The sequence below is a fragment of the Methylobacterium sp. GC_Met_3 genome, assembly GCF_026540775.1.
Lineage (GTDB): Bacteria > Pseudomonadota > Alphaproteobacteria > Rhizobiales > Beijerinckiaceae > Methylobacterium.
In genome coordinates this window covers 73828-88408 of record NZ_JALNUL010000002.1, presented here as the reverse complement: position 1 = coordinate 88408, position 14581 = coordinate 73828, and the positions used below count along the sequence as shown (strand labels likewise).

13 protein-coding genes are annotated in these 14581 nt (G+C 69.5%); 9 read left to right on the top strand and 4 right to left on the bottom strand.

The window, feature by feature from the left end; translation table 11 throughout:
• The first annotated feature begins 92 nt into the window (after positions 1 to 92).
• Together OXS27_RS03735 and OXS27_RS03730 are read left to right on the top strand one after the other, a co-directional pair.
• Positions 93 to 1298, top strand: coding sequence for an amino acid aminotransferase (locus tag OXS27_RS03735; protein ID WP_267354342.1), 1206 nt, complete (start codon positions 93 to 95; stop codon positions 1296 to 1298).
• Between the two features lie 4 nt (positions 1299 to 1302).
• Positions 1303 to 2334, top strand: coding sequence for a hydroxyacid dehydrogenase (locus tag OXS27_RS03730; protein ID WP_267354341.1), 1032 nt, complete (start codon positions 1303 to 1305; stop codon positions 2332 to 2334).
• 189 nt (positions 2335 to 2523) lie between these two features.
• Here OXS27_RS03730 and OXS27_RS03725 read toward each other — a convergent pair whose 3' ends face one another.
• The 3 genes from OXS27_RS03725 to OXS27_RS03715 form a co-directional block, all read right to left on the bottom strand.
• Positions 2524 to 3318 (bottom strand): TIM barrel protein, encoded by a 795-nt coding sequence (locus OXS27_RS03725; protein ID WP_267354340.1) that lies wholly within the window; start codon positions 3316 to 3318, stop codon positions 2524 to 2526.
• Between the two features lie 3 nt (positions 3319 to 3321).
• Complete coding sequence (locus OXS27_RS03720; RefSeq protein ID WP_267354339.1) at positions 3322 to 3993, bottom strand: aspartate/glutamate racemase family protein; 672 nt, start codon at positions 3991 to 3993, stop codon at positions 3322 to 3324.
• A 75-nt stretch (positions 3994 to 4068) separates the two neighbouring features.
• On the bottom strand, positions 4069 to 5118 hold the full coding sequence (locus tag OXS27_RS03715; RefSeq protein WP_267354338.1) for a LacI family DNA-binding transcriptional regulator: 1050 nt from the start codon (positions 5116 to 5118) through the stop codon (positions 4069 to 4071).
• Positions 5119 to 5238: 120 nt separating this feature from the next.
• Here OXS27_RS03715 and OXS27_RS03710 point away from each other — a divergent pair, with 120 nt between their 5' ends.
• The 7 genes from OXS27_RS03710 to OXS27_RS03680 all read left to right on the top strand — a co-directional run bounded on the left by OXS27_RS03710 (position 5239) and on the right by OXS27_RS03680 (position 14093).
• Positions 5239 to 6546, top strand: a complete 1308-nt coding sequence (locus OXS27_RS03710) for an alpha-hydroxy acid oxidase (protein ID WP_267354337.1) — start codon at positions 5239 to 5241, stop codon at positions 6544 to 6546.
• Between the two features lie 13 nt (positions 6547 to 6559).
• Entirely contained in the window at positions 6560 to 7615 is a 1056-nt protein-coding gene (locus OXS27_RS03705; RefSeq protein ID WP_267354336.1) for a lactonase family protein, read from the top strand.
• A gap of 154 nt (positions 7616 to 7769) precedes the next feature.
• Entirely contained in the window at positions 7770 to 9065 is a 1296-nt protein-coding gene (locus OXS27_RS03700; RefSeq protein WP_267354335.1) for an MFS transporter, read from the top strand.
• Between the two features lie 13 nt (positions 9066 to 9078).
• Complete coding sequence (locus OXS27_RS03695; protein WP_267354334.1) at positions 9079 to 9912, top strand: NAD(P)-dependent oxidoreductase; 834 nt, start codon at positions 9079 to 9081, stop codon at positions 9910 to 9912.
• 260 nt (positions 9913 to 10172) lie between these two features.
• A complete protein-coding gene (locus OXS27_RS03690; RefSeq protein WP_243918002.1) occupies positions 10173 to 10874 on the top strand; it encodes a substrate-binding domain-containing protein in 702 nt (233 codons plus the stop codon).
• Between the two features lie 129 nt (positions 10875 to 11003).
• Complete coding sequence (locus tag OXS27_RS03685; protein WP_267354333.1) at positions 11004 to 12635, top strand: AarF/UbiB family protein; 1632 nt, start codon at positions 11004 to 11006, stop codon at positions 12633 to 12635.
• A 252-nt stretch (positions 12636 to 12887) separates the two neighbouring features.
• The gene (locus tag OXS27_RS03680; RefSeq protein ID WP_267354332.1) at positions 12888 to 14093 is read left to right on the top strand and encodes a PAS domain-containing sensor histidine kinase; all 1206 of its coding nucleotides are present in this window, start codon (positions 12888 to 12890) and stop codon (positions 14091 to 14093) included.
• Here the strand turns inward: OXS27_RS03680 and OXS27_RS03675 are convergent.
• Positions 14030 to 14431, bottom strand: coding sequence for an Hpt domain-containing protein (locus OXS27_RS03675; RefSeq protein ID WP_243918020.1), 402 nt, complete (start codon positions 14429 to 14431; stop codon positions 14030 to 14032). The two genes, OXS27_RS03680 and OXS27_RS03675, sit on opposite strands and share 64 nt — an antisense overlap.
• Positions 14432 to 14581 lie beyond the last annotated feature (150 nt).

Genomic DNA, 14581 nt, shown 5'->3' with positions numbered 1-14581 from the left:
GTGCGGAATAAGGGCGTCACCCCGGCTTGACGCCGGGCCTGCTGGCGCGCCGACGCGCCGCCGACCAAGACCCTCTGGGACGATTGACGATCATGACCTCGCTGTTCGCCGGCATCCAGGACGCGCCGCTCGATCCGATCATGCGCCTGTTCGAGGCCTTCAACGCCGACCCGAGCCCGAAGAAGCTCAACCTCGTGGTCGGCGTCTACACCGATGCGGACGGCAAGGTGCCACGCCTGCGCGCCGTGCAGACCGCCGAAAAGCGCTGGATCGAGAAGGGCCTGCCGAAGACCTACCGGCCGATCGAGGGCACCAAGCCGTTCCGCGACGCGGTCCAGGAGCTGCTCTTCGGCAAGGGCGCGCCGATCCTGTCGCAGAACCGCACCGCGACGCTCCAGAGCATCGGCGGCACTGGCGCGCTGAAGACCGGCGCGGACGTGCTGGCCAAGCTCTATCCGAACGCCCAGGTGGCGGTCAGCAACCCGAGCTGGGAGAACCACAAGGCCCTGTTCACCCAGGCCGGCTTCACCGTGGTCGATTACCCCTATTTCTCGGCCGAGACCGGCGGCGCCGACTATCCGGCCATGAAGGCCAATCTCCAGGATCTGGCGAAGGGCTCGATCGTGGTGCTGCACGCCTGCTGCCACAACCCGACCGGGGCCGATCTCAGCCTCGATGAGTGGCGCGACCTCGTGCCCCTGATGGCCGAGCGCGGCCTGATCCCGTTCCTCGACATCGCCTACCAGGGCTTCGGCAACGGCCTCGACGCCGATGCCGAGCCGGTGCGCCTGTTCGCCGAATCGGGTCAGGAGTTCCTGGTCGCCTCCTCGTTCTCGAAGTCGTTCTCGCTCTACGGCGAGCGCGTCGGCGCGCTCACCATCGTGGCCGAGAACCCGGCCGCGCGGGCCAAGGCCGAGTCCTTCGCCAAGCGGCTGGTGCGGGCGAGCTACTCGAACCCGCACACCCACGGCGCGGCGATCGTCGAGATCGTGCTGACCGATCCCGAGCTGCGGGCTGACTGGGAACGCGAACTCGGCGAGATGCGCGACCGGATCCGCACCATGCGCGAGCGGATGGCCGACAGCCTGCAGCAGCGCCACCCCGAGCGCGGCTTCGACGCGATCAAGACGCAGAAGGGCATGTTCTCCTACACGGGCCTGAGCCCCGCCGAGGCCACCCTCCTGCGCGAGGAGCACGAGGTTTACGCTCTGGAGACCGGCCGGATCTGCGTGGCCGCGGTCAACACCCATAACATCGACCACGTCATCGATGCGATCGACGCGGTGGTGAAGGGCTGACCCTGTGGCGGCCCCCAAGCGCGTCTGCCGGTTCAACGTCTGGATCAACTCGGTCTTCGACGAACTGCTGAGGGCCGAGCCCGATATCGACCTGCAGGTCGGCGATCTGCAGGGACCGGAGGACGCGCTGCTGGCGCTTTTGCGCGAGGCCCACGTCTTCCACGTCTCGCCCGCACGTGACGAGCTGCCGCGCCGGTGGCACGTCACCGACGCGCTGCTGGCCGAGTGCCCGAACCTGCTGGCCGTTTCGTCGGGCGGCGCGGGCTTCGACACGGTCGACGCCGCCGCCTGCACCCGGGCCGGCGTCGCGGTGGTCAATCAGGCCGGCGGCAACGCCCGATCGGTGGCGGAGCTGGCGATCGGCCTGATGCTCGCGGTCTCGCGCAAGATCTGTATTTCCGACCGTCTGCTCCGGACCGCGCGGGGCTTCTCGCGGGAATCGCTGATGGGCCACGAGATCGGCGGCTCGACGCTGGGGCTCGTCGGGATCGGGCATACCGGCCGCGCGGTGGCCAAGCTCGCCCGCGGCTTCGACATGCGGGTCCTGGCCTACAATCCGCTCCTGTCGGCTGACGAGATCCGGGCCCGCGGGGCGGAGCCGGTGGAGCGGGCGCAGTTGCTCGCCGAGTCCGACATCGTGTCCCTGCATTGCCCGCTCGACGACACGACCCGCGGCAGCTTCGACGCCGAGACATTCGCGGCCATGAAGCCGGGGGCGCTGTTCATCACCACCGCCCGCGGCGGCATCCACGACGAGGCTGCGCTCGCGGAGGCGCTGGCTTCCGGACAACTGGCCGGCGCAGGCCTGGACGTCTGGGCACCGGAGCCGCCGACGCTGGGCTCGGCGCTGCTCCAGCTCGACACGGTGGTGGCGACCTACCACACGGCCGGCGTCACGCATGAGGCGCGCCGCAATGTCGCTGCCTGGGGCGCCGAGCAGATCATCGGCATCCTGAATGGCGAGCCCCCACCAAGGCTGGTCAACCCGGAGGTGTGGCCGGCGGTGCTGGAGCGGCGGGCGCGGCTGCTGGGCTGAGCTCCAGGCGGCAACCGCTATAAGGCGCTGATCCACCCCTCCACCTCATCTGAGGTGCCCGCGTCAGCGGGCCTCGAAGGAGGGCTTCACGGATCGCAGTGCTATCTGGAGGGCTCCTTCGAGGCCTCCGCTGCGCTCCGGCGCCTCAGGATGCGGGTGAAATTCGGATTTCCCAGATCTGGCGGCCCGCTATGGCGCAGCCCCCATCCACCCAAACCCCGCCTCGGTCCCGGCCGCAGGGTGATACTCGCAGCCGACGAAGCCAGCATATCCGACCTCTTCCAGCGCCGCGAAGATCGGGTCGAACGCGATCGTGCCGGTCCCGGGCTCGTGCCGGCCGGGATCGTCGGCGATCTGGACGTGGGCGATGAGCGGCGCGTGGGCGCGAATCAAAGCCGCCGGATCGTGGCCTAGACAGACGCAGTGATAAGCGTCGAACAGCAGCTTGACGTTGTCGCGCCCGATCGCCCGGATTGCATCCACCGCCACCAGCGGATCGTCGATCACGTAATTGGCGATCGAGCCTGGGCCGATCGGCTCGACGATCACCGTCATGCCGCGTGCCTTGGCGGCATCGGCCGCGAAGGCGAGGTTTTCAAGATACGTGTCCCAGAGCTTCGCCTGCTCGACCCCCGCGGGTCGGACGCCCGCCATTGGGTGGACCATGCGGCAGCCGAGTTGTTCGACGTAATCCAACATCGGCGCGATCGTGGAGCGGTAATACTCCACCTTGTCGGGTAGGGCCGCGAACCCCTTCTCGCCCTTGGAGGCGTTGCCCGCCGGGAAGCCGGTCTGAACCAGCGGGACGCCAGCCCGCTCCAACCAGCCCGCCACCTCCCGGGCCGGCGTCGCGAACAGATTCGGATGCTCCACAGCCCGGAACCCGGCCTTCGCGGCAGCCGCGAAGCGTTCGGCGAGCGGCAGCTCCGTGAACAGGAAGCCGCAATGGCCGCTGAGGCGGTTCTTGAAAGCACCGAGCTTCATGGGTCAGGCGCTCCGGCCGGTCTCAAGCGTGGCGCGCATCCGGTCCACCGCGGCGTGGGGCGCGGTCAAGACCGGGAGGGACACCGCCTTCCGCACCGCCTCGGCGGCCCGGGAGGTGGAGAAATGCGCCAGCATAATCGCGTCGCAATCGGCCAGTTCCGGTGCACGCTCGGCGATCAGGCGATTGTGGGTCTCGGCATCGCCGGCCCGCAGGCGCGCCATGGCGTCGTGCACTAGGATGGTCCGCAACGTGGCCGGGCGCCCCGACTGGCCCACGAACTCCTCGAACTCGTCGGTCATCGTGCCGATGGACGGGCCGAAGGTCGCCAGCATGCCGATGCGCTCGCCCTGCGCGATCGCGGCGCGGAACATCGCCTCGTTGGGCTTGAGCACCGGCACCGGCACCGTCTCGATCAGCCGGTCGATCGCCGGCCCGAAGGCCGAGCAGGTGATCAGGATGCCGTCCGCGCCCATGTCGTGGCCATAGCGGCCGAACCGCACGAAGCGCTCGATCATGCCCTCCGAGATGGCGCCGGGCTCCTTCGCCCGGTCGGCCGAGAGGCCGTCGTCGAGGAGGTTCACCGTCTCGGCCTCGGGCCAGCGTTCCACGAAGGCGGCCTGGATCGGCGCCATGGCGACCGGCGTCGCGTGCAGGAGGACGATGCGGGGCGCCATTGGATCTTCCAGGTTGAAGGCAGGGGCGATCGACGCGTTGTAAGCGATTTCAGAACGGTGGCACAATAGCGCAGGTCACCCCGCACCGCGCCGGGGCGGCGCCGTGCTGGCGCGCAGGATCAGCTCAGCGTCGATCTCCGTGAGCCGCACCACCGGGCGTCCCTGGATCCGGGCGATCAGGTGGTCGCCGGCGGCATGGCCGATCTCGACGGAGTGGATGCGGATCGTCGTCAGCGGCGGGTCGAGGAAGGGCGCGAAATCGGAATCGTTGTGGCCGATCACCGACAGATCGCCCGGCACCGAGATCCCGCGGGCACGGGCCTCGATCATTGCTCCAAAGGCGATCTGATCCGTGCCGCAGATGATCGCGGTGGGGGGCGGTCCACCCGCCAGCATCTGGCGGAACCCGTCGCGGCCGCCGCCGATCCCGTAGGAGATCTCGATGTCGTGCTCGGGCGCCAGCCGCAGCCCGCGTGCGGCGAGCGCCTGGGCGATGCCGGTCACCCGGGCGCCGCCGCGGTCGTTGTCCTTGCGGAGCCCCGAGATTACCCCGATCCGGCGATGACCGAGATCCATCAGGTAATTGGCCGCCCGCGCTGCGGAGGCAGCGTTGTCGAACCCCACGCAGGGGTACTCGCGCGACAGACTGAAGGTCTGCACCATCGGGATGCCCGAGCGGGCGATCCGAGCATGGAGATCCGGGTGGTGGATGTCGCCCACCAGCATCAGCCCATCGATGCCCCGTTCCAGCAGGAAGGTCGCCTCGCGCAGCTCGTCCTCCAGGTCGTAGCCGGCATTGGCGGCGATGAGCGTGTAGTCCGCCTGCCGCAGCCGGTCCTGCACGCTCGACAGCACGCGCACGAACGCCTCGTTCTCGATGTTGGGCACGACCGCGCCGACTGCCATGAAGCGGCGGGTTGAGAGCGCCCGGGCGGCGCCGTTGGCGACGAAGCCGAGATCCTGCGCGGCGCGCATAACGGCCTCGCGCTTATCGGCTCGGACCCCGGCAGAACCGTTCAGCACGCGGGAGACCGTCGCGGTGGAGACGCCGGCGCGGTGGGCCACGTCCCGCGCCACCGGGCCGCGCCCCGGCGGTTCAAGGATGTCGTCCGGCAGATCCAGCACCGATTTCTTCTCCCCCCCTGCTCGGGCTCGTCCAGCATTATATTGACACTCCTGCGCGCGGCTGGCTATCTGAAAGCGCTTTCAAAAACCGCTCCACGCGGCGGCCCTGAGGGAGGATCCATGGCGACGCTCGACCACCCGGCCTCCACAACGGGAGTGCCTGAGCGCGAGGCGCCGACCGTCGGCGGGGCCGACGCCGGCGCGCCGGGGATCGCCGCACCACAGGCAATCGTTACCAGCCTCAAGCGCAGCGACGCGGTCACGCCCTACTGGTTCCGCGACCTGCTGGCGCTCGACGATTTCGAGCGGCACGCCAAGCGGCTCCTGCCGCCGATGATCTTCCAGTACGTCTCCGGCGGGGTCGAGACCGGATCGGCGCTGGCGCAGAGCCGCGGCGCCTATGCTGACTACGCTCTCGTCCCCCGGCTGATGCGAGACACCTCGGCGCGCGACACCGCCACAACGCTGTTCGGCCACACCTACGCGGCGCCCTTCGGGATCGGCCCGCTCGGCGGGGCCGCCTTCATCGCCTACCGGGGCGACCTCGCGCTCGCCGAGGCGGCGCGGCGGATGAACCTGCCGATGTGCCTCAGCGCCTCCTCGCTGATCAAGCTGGAGGACGTCTTCGCCCAAAACCCGCAGGCCTGGTTCCAGGGCTACCTGCCGGGCGACCAGACCCGGATCGATCGCCTGCTCGATCGGGTCGCCGCCACCGGCTACCGGACCTTCGTGGTCACCGCCGACACGCCGACGCTGGGCAACCGCGAGCACAACACCCGCAGCGGCTTCTCCATGCCGATCAAGGTCACGCCCAAGGTCGCGTGGCAGAGCGCGACCCACCCGCGCTGGCTGATCGGCACTGTCGCCCGCACCTTTCTCAAGCACGGCGCGCCGCATTTCGAGAACACAGAGGCCGAGCGCGGGCCGCCGATGATGTCGCAAGGCGCGGTGCGCAACACCATCGCGCGGGACCAGCTTTCCTGGAAGAATCTGGAGGCGATCCGCAAGCGCTGGACCGGCAACCTCCTCGTGAAGGGGCTGCTTGCGCCCGAGGATGTCGAGATCGCCCGGGAATGCGGCGCCGACGGCGTGATCCTCTCCACCCACGGCGGGCGCCAGCTCGACTACGCCGTGGCGCCCCTGGACGTGTTGCCGGAGATCGCGGCCAAGAAGGGCGGACTGAAGATCATCGTCGACAGCGGCATCCGCCGGGGCACCGACGTGATGAAGGCTTTGGCGCTCGGTGCCGACTTCGTCCTGCTCGGCCGGCCCTTCATGTTCGGCGCGGCGCTCGGCGGCGCGGCGGGCGTCGAGCACGCCATGCGGATCCTCAAGGAGGAGCTCAACCGCGACATGGCGCTGATCGGGATCAACCGCCTGTCCGAACTCAATCCCGATTTCCTGCGCCGCGTCCCGCGTCGGACCTGATCCGGAAACCTCCATGCCCGACGCCCCCCTCGGACTCGCCTTCGTCGGCTGCTTCACCACCGAGCGGCGCCGGGCGCGCGGCCAGGGCATCGATGTCTACCGGACCGGGGACGGGCTTGATGGCTGGGCGCATCTCGGCCGGGTCGAAGGCCTGACCAATCCGTCCTTCCTCGTCGCTGACCCTCGGCGCGCCGTGCTCTACACGGTGCAGGGTGACGGCGCGGACGCGAGCGCCTTCGCGGCTGCCCCGGACGGCACCCTGTGCGCCCTCGGCAGTGCCGCCACGGGCGGCACCAACAGCGTGCATCAGGCCCTCGACCCGACCGGGCGCTTCCTGATCGTTGCCAACTACGCCAGCGGCTCGGTCGCCCTTCTGCCGGTCCGTTCCGATGGCGGGCTTGAGCCAGCGTGCCACGTCCTGCCGCTGTCGGGCGATCCGGGGCCGCACCGAACCGAGCAGGCCTGTGCCCACCCGCACCACGTGGTCCTGGCGCCGGACGGGCGGCACGTGCTCGTGCCCGACAAGGGGCTCGACCGCGTCTTCGTCTTGGCGATCGACGGCGAGCGGCTGGCAATCGTGTCGGAGACCGCGATGCGGCCCGGCGCCGGGCCGCGCCACATCGCATTCCACCCGCGGGCGCCCCTCGCCTTCCTGATCAACGAGCTGGAGTCGAGCATCGCGACCTGCCGCTGGGACGCGGAGGCTGGAGCGCTCACGCCGCTACAGCTTACTCCGACCCTGCCGCCGGACTTCTTCGGCGCCAGCACGGCCGCGGCCATCGTGGTCAGGCCGGACGGACGGTTCGTCTACGCCTCGAACCGTGGCCAGGACGGCATCGTGCGCTTTCGCGTGGATGCCGAGGCCGGGCGGCTCGATCCCGCCGGCTGGACCCCTTCGGGCGGCCGCGACCCGCGCTTCATGACCCTGGCGCCGGACGGACGACACCTCCTCGTGGCCAACGAGCAGGGCGACAGCCTCGTGGAATTCGCCATCGATGCCGTCAGCGGGGACCTGACCAAGACGGGCACGCGCCCGAGCCTCAGTCCCTGCACGATCGCGTTTTTGTAGGAGGTCCAAGTCTTTGTCCGCAGTCATGATTCCAGCGGACCGCATCCTACGACCCATACCAATCCCACCCGCAACCTCATCCTGAGGTGGAGGGCGGGAATGACCAAGATCAACAAACGACAATAAAAATGACGAAAACCCCGGAGGAAACCCCATGTTCGCCAAGCGCTACAGGTTCCTGATCGCGTTCCTGCTGTTCATAGCCGGGATCATCAACTACATGGACCGCGCCGCGCTCGGCGTGGCGGCGCCGTTCGTCAAGCAGGATCTCAACCTGTCGCCCGCCGAACTCGGGGTGATCTTCTCGACCTTCTTCTTCGGCTACGCCCTGTTCGCCTTCGTGGGTGGCCAGCTCGCCGATCGCTACGGCCCGCGCAGCGTCTACAGCTGGGCCGCCGCCGCCTGGTCGGTCCTGTGCATGCTGACCGGCGCGGTGACCGGCTTCGCCCAGATGTTCGCGGTCCGCGCCCTGTTCGGCTTCGCCGAGGGGCCGATGAACTCCACCACGAACCGCACCCTGACCACGTGGTTCCCCCGCGAGGAGACCGCCCGGACCATCGGCTTCACCTTCTCGGGCCAGACGGTCGGCAGCGCCATCGCGGCGCCCGTGGTCGGCCTGCTGGCGATCCAGTACGGCTGGCGGGTCGCCTTCGTGGCGATCGGCGCGGTCGGCCTGCTCTGGGTCGTGGCGTGGCGCCTCCTGATGACCGATCGGCCGCAGGACAATCCCCGCGTCGGCGCGGAGGAGATCGCGCTGATCGAGCGCAGCCGCGCGGTCACGCACCTCGCGCCGTCGGACCACGCCCGCTCGCTGAAGGAATACCTGTTCCTGCCCAGCACCCTGTCGCTGGGTCTCGGCATGTTCGCGGTGAACTACACCCTCTACATCTTCCTCTCGTGGCTCCCGAGCTACCTGACCGATGCCCTGCACATGCCGGTGCAGCAGATGGCGCTCGTCGCCTCGATTCCCTGGGCCTGCGGCTTCGTCGGCTATGTCGGCGGCGGCATCGTCGCCGACCACCTCTACAAGCGCATGGGCGACAAGCTCGCCGCTCGGAAGATCACCACGATCGTGCCGCTCGCCATCGCGGGTGTCGCGCTGATCGCCGTCAACGCTGCGCCGAATGCCGCGGTGGCGGTCGCGCTGATCGCGCTGGCCGTGCTGATGCTGACGAGTTCCGTGCAATCCTGCTGGGCGACGATCCACGAGCTGGTGCCCGAGGCCCGCGTCGGCGGGGTGAGCGGCTTCATCCACCTCCTGAGCAACATCTCAGGCATCATCGGACCGACCGCCACAGGCCTCGCCGTGCAGTATCTCGGCGGCTACGCCAGCGCCTTCGTGATCGCGGCCCTGATCGCGGCTGCGGGCGTCGTCGCGATGGCGATCTTCGTGCGGCGGCCCCGCCTGCCTGAGCCGGCCGCCTCCCTCGACGTGGCCAAGGCCGTTTGACCCCGGAGCATCCATGAGCGCCGAGACCCTCCCGCAAAGACCCGTCCTGCTGACCGGCGCGTCGGGCGCCCTCGGGCGCGTGCTGACCCGCGCGCTCGGGGAGGCCGGCTGGACGCTCCGGCTCACCGATCGCGTCCCCTTCCCCGATCCGCTGCCGGACGGCGCCCGCTTCCAGCGCGCCGACCTCGAGGACGGCCCCGCGATCCTGCGGCTGGCCGAGGGCTGCGGCACGATCCTGCATTTCGGCGGGATCTCGGTGGAGCACCCGTTCGAGACGGTGATCGGCCCCAACATCCGCGGCCTCTACCACGCCTACGAGGCGGCCCGGCGCGAGGGCGCTCGGATGGTGTTCGCGTCCTCGAACCACGCCATCGGGTTCCACGAGCGGTCCGAGGTTCTGGACGATAACTGCGCGCTGAAGCCGGACGGCTATTACGGCCTGTCGAAGGCCTACGGCGAGCTGATGGGCGGCCTGTACCGCGACAAGCACGGGGTCGAGAGCGTCTTCCTGCGGATCGGCTCGTGCTTTCCGGAGCCCACAGACGCGCGGATGCTGGCGACGTGGCTGTCCTATGGTGACATGACCCGGCTGGTCATGCGCGCGACCCTGGCGCCGACGCTCGGCCCCGACGGTACGGTCGTGATCTGGGGCGCCTCGAACAACAGCCGCATGACGTGGTGGGGTCGGGACGGGCGCGACACCATTGGCTGGGCGCCGCAGGACAGCGCCGATCCCTACACGCAAGCCCTGGAAGGCAAGACCAGCGGTGATCCGGTTGTGGAGCGCTACCAGGGTGGCGGGTTCACGGGGCTCGATTATTCCCGGGGAGATTTGGGGAAATCCTGATCCGCGCTTGCCGTGTCTCCCCTCCCCCTTTGCGGGGGAGGGTGGCCCCTGCGTCAGCAGGAGTCGGGAGAGGGGAGCGCGGTTTCCGAAAGAAGCGCGGCCGGCATGAAGGCCAGTAACACCTTTTGATCCGTCGCTCCCCTCTCCCGCCCCCCTTCGGGCGCCACCCTCTTCCGCAAGGGGGGGAGGGAGAGAAGCGGACGGGCTTGCGAGCCCGATCGCCGGATCGACCGGCTCTCCAAAAAAAGATGGATCACGACATGACCGACGATCACGCCGCAACCCGCCTGAAATGCGCCCTGGTGGTGCGCGGCGCCTTCGACGCGCATGTCATCCCGGCCTTCGAGGCGGCAGGCGGCCGGGCGGCGATCCACTGGGCGCCGACCGCCGTCATCATGAAGGTGCTGGAAGCGGGCGAGACCGCCGACGCCGTGCTGGTCCTGTCGGACGCCATGGACCGCCTGATCGCGGACGGCCGTGTCGAACCGGAAACGCGGGTCGATGCGGTGCGCTCGCGCTACGGCCTTGCCGTGAAGGCCGGGACGCCCCATCCGGACATTTCCACCGTCGAGGCCCTGAAGCGCACCCTCACAGCAGCGCGCTCGGTGGCCTATTCGCGCACCGGCGCCAGCGGGATCTACTTCGCCGGCCTGCTGCCGCGGCTCGGGCTCGCAGACGCCGTGAACGCCAAGGCCACCATCATCCCGCAGGGCTTCACGGCAGAGAAGCTGGTTTCGGGCGAGGCCGACATCGCGGTCCAGCAGATCAGCGAATTGATGGTTGTGCCGGGGATCGAGGTGGTCGGGCCCTTCCCCGATCCGGTGCAGGAGGTGACGACCTTCGCGGCGGCGATCCTGCGGGGCGCGACCGACCGGGCGGGCGCCGCCCGCTTCCTCGCCGGGCTGACAACGCCGGAGGCCACCGCGGCCTACCGGGCGAGCGGGCTGGAGCCGGCCTTCTGAGCGGGAGGAGGAGGGACCCCCTTTTGACGACGGGCGCGGCGACCTTCCACGCTTCGCGACCGCAAAAAAGTCCTTATGCTCGTGCTGTCCGGGCGCTCTTCCATCCCGTCGGACCGGATCGCGCCCTCCATGCTGAAGACCGCCTTCGTTGCCGCCCGCGACCGCCAGCGGCTGTCGGAGATCGCGACGATCCTGATCGGCTTCGGCGTCACCCGCGTCGTGGACCGCCTCGGCCTGCGCTATCTGCCCCTGCTGCCCCGCCGACGGCCCCGGGTCGACGTGACCCGCCTGTCGGAGCCGGAGCGGCTGCGTCGGGCGATCGAGGCGCTCGGCCCCACCTTCATCAAGTTCGGGCAGGTTCTGGCGAGCCGGCCCGACCTCCTGTCGCCGGCCTGGACCGAGGAGCTGCAGAAGCTTCACAGCCAGGTCGTGCCGGTCTCCTGGGAACAGATCGGGCCGCAGCTCGAACAGGACCTCGGCGCACCGCCCCAGGAGGTGTTCGCCGAGTTCGACACGAACCCGATCGCCTCGGCGTCGATCGCCCAGGTCTACCGGGCGCGGCTGCACACGGGCGAGGACGTCATCGTCAAGGTGCTCCGCCCGAACCTGCGCAAGATCATCGAGGCGGATCTGCGCCTGATGGCCCACGGCGCCCGCATCGTGGAGAACGAGTGGCCCGACATGGCCCGCTACCAGCCGCGGGAGCAGATGCGCCACCTCGCCGACGGGTTGAACGGCGAGCTCGACCTGCTCAACGAGGCGCGCAACTGCGAATTGCTGGCGCAGATCTTCGAGGAGCGCGACGACATCGTCTTCCCGAAGATCCACTGGGAGCACTGCTCCGAGCGGGTGCTGGTGCAGGACTTCATCCACGGCATCCCGCCGAACGACGACGCGGCGCTCCGCGCGGCCGGCCTCGACAAGAAGCTGCTTGCCCAGAAGGGCACCGACGCCTTCCTGCAGATGGCGCTGATCGAGGGGCACTTCCACGCCGATCCGCACCCCGGCAACATGCTGGCGCTGCCGGGCAACAAGATCGGCTTCATCGATTTCGGGATCATCGGCCGCCTGTCGCAGCGCCGCCGGTCGCAGCTGCTGGTGCTGATCGGCGCGATGCTCAAGCAGGATTCCGACGGCCTGATGGCCGTACTGCTCGACTGGACCGGCACCAGCAACCCCGACCTGACCCGTCTCCAGGTCTCGGCCCAGTCCTTCGTGGAGAGTCACTCCTCGATCCCGCTGAACCTCGGGCTGGTGCTGACCGACTTCATGAACATGGCCCGCGAGAACGACCTCGCCATGCCGACCGATCTCGCCATCCTGTTCAAGGGGCTGGTGACCGCCGACGGCGTGATGCGCCACCTCGATCCCGATTTCGATCTGTTCGCGGCGGCTGGCCCCACGGTCAAGGCGAGCATGCAGACGCAGTTCTCGCTCTCTGCCCTCAAGCAGAAGGCCGAGGCGCTCGGCGTCGGCCTGTACGGGGCGGCCTCCGAGCTGCCGACCCTGATTCACCTGATGCTGGTGCGCCTCAAGCAGGGCCGCGTCACGGTCGAGATCGAGGTGAAGGGCCTCGACAAGCTCACCCGCGGCATTGAGCGCGCGGCCGCCCGGGTGGCGGTGGCCCTGGTGGTGGCGGCCTTCGCGACCCAGCTCGCGCCGCGGCTCATCGACCTCGGCACGCCGGTCTTCGTCTCGATCGGCTTGATAATCTTCGTGCTCGGGATCGGCTGGCTCGTGCTGCTGATGCGCAAGAAGTAGCCGACTTCGTTACGGAGGCCGAGCGCGACATAAGTTTTCGCCCCGCAGTTAATACACGTTTCGATTGATTATCCGGGCCGCCATGGTAGCGTGAGGCATCCAACGATTCGCTCGGCGGCGGCAGGGATCCGGCATCAGAAGCGGCTCAAGCCGTCGATGCCCCCTCCCGATATCGTGTCGCCGCATCTGCGCGTCGGTGGACCTGCTGCGTCGCGCAGAGGCGCGCCGCCGGGTGGACCAGGGGGGCGAACGATGGAAGCAATCATCGTGTTGCCGCGGATCAACGGGGCTGAGCGGCGCCTCGACATGCTCGAGGCGGAGAATGCCCGCCTGCGCGATCTGTTGGCGCAGGCGAGCGCGCTGGCCGATCGGGAGCGGCAGCGCAGCCGCCGCCTCGGTCGAATCATCGAGGCCGCGAGCCGCGTCGAGGCCAGCCGGGTCGCCGCCGAGCGGCCGCGGGCCGCAGCGCCGGAGGCCCGGGCGCCGCTGGCCGGGCTCAAGCCCTCGGCCCAGCCATCCGCCTTCAACGACTACCTCGAACTGCTCGATCACGACGGGTACCTGATCACCGCCTCGGCCGACGGCCCGGCCCTGTCCGGCGTTCAGGACGAGGCGGACGCGATCGGCCGCTCCTGGATCGAGGTATGGACGCGCCAGGAGGATCGCGAGGCCGCAGCCGGGGCCCTCGACTGGGCACGCCTCGGCCGGCCGAGCCGTTTCCAGGCGCGGATCGAAACCGTTCAAGCGATCCGGTGGTGGGACGTGGCCGTGACGCCGATCGGCGCGACGCCCGGCAGCCCCGAGCGGATCCTCACGGTGTCGCGCGACATCAGCGAGTTGAAGCTCGCGGAGGCGCATCAGACGCTGCTGATGCAGGAACTCGCGCACCGGATGAAGAACACGATGGCCGTGGTCCAGGCGGTCGCGGCGCAGACCATGCGCAACGCGGTCTCGCTGGAAGCCGCCGGCGAGGCGCTGGCGGCGCGCCTGCTGGCGCTTGCGAAGGCTCACGACGTCCTGCTCCAGGGCTCGTTCGCCCGAGCGTCCCTGGTCGGTCTGGTCGCCGGGGCGATTTCGCTGCACGACGACGGCCTGACCGATCGGTTCCGGGTCGAGGGCGCCGACCTGACCCTGGGACCGCGCCACGGCCTGACGCTGGCGCTGATGCTGCACGAACTCGGGACCAACGCCGCCAAGTACGGCGCCCTCTCGGTTGCCGGCGGCAAGGTCGGCATCACCTGGACGGTGATCGACGCGGAGGGCGGCTCGCGCCTGCGCTTCCGCTGGGAAGAGAGGGGCGGCCCGCCCGTGACGCCGCCGACCCGCAGCGGGTTCGGCACGCGCCTCATCGCCCGCAGCCTCGTCCACGGCTTCGGCGGATCGGCGCAGCTGACCTATCCGCCGGAAGGGGCGGTGCTGACGTTCGAGGCGCCGCTCGAAGCGGTCATCGCCGGCTGACCGTCGCCATGCGTGACGGCGGCCAGGTCCTGCAGGGCCGGGATCGTCCGATCGCGCAGCATCCGCACGGCGGCCAGGGGCTCCGTCAGGTCGTGTCCCGCGGCGGCATTCTCCTCGACCGCCCGGCAGGCCTGGGAAAGCGGATCGCAGCCCAGCATGCCCGACATCGACACGAGCGTGTGTGCCTCGCGCCCGTAATCGGCCGCAGAGCGGTCCCCCTCCGCGAAGGCGGTGGCGAGGCTGAGGCGGAAGCGGTCGACGATGCGGCCGAGCTTCTCCGGTCCGATCACCGCGCTAAGCTCGTCGAGCGCTTGTCGATTCACGAGCGCCTGGGACACGGTCCGTCTCCGTCGGAGCCTGCTGGTGGCGGTCCCGAACGCATGACGATCGGCAACAGCCCTGAACAAACCGTCCGTACAGCGGGTCGCTCCGCTGCCTCGCAGTCCTGATGCACACCTTAGGGCATCTTCGCGGGAATCGGAACTGGC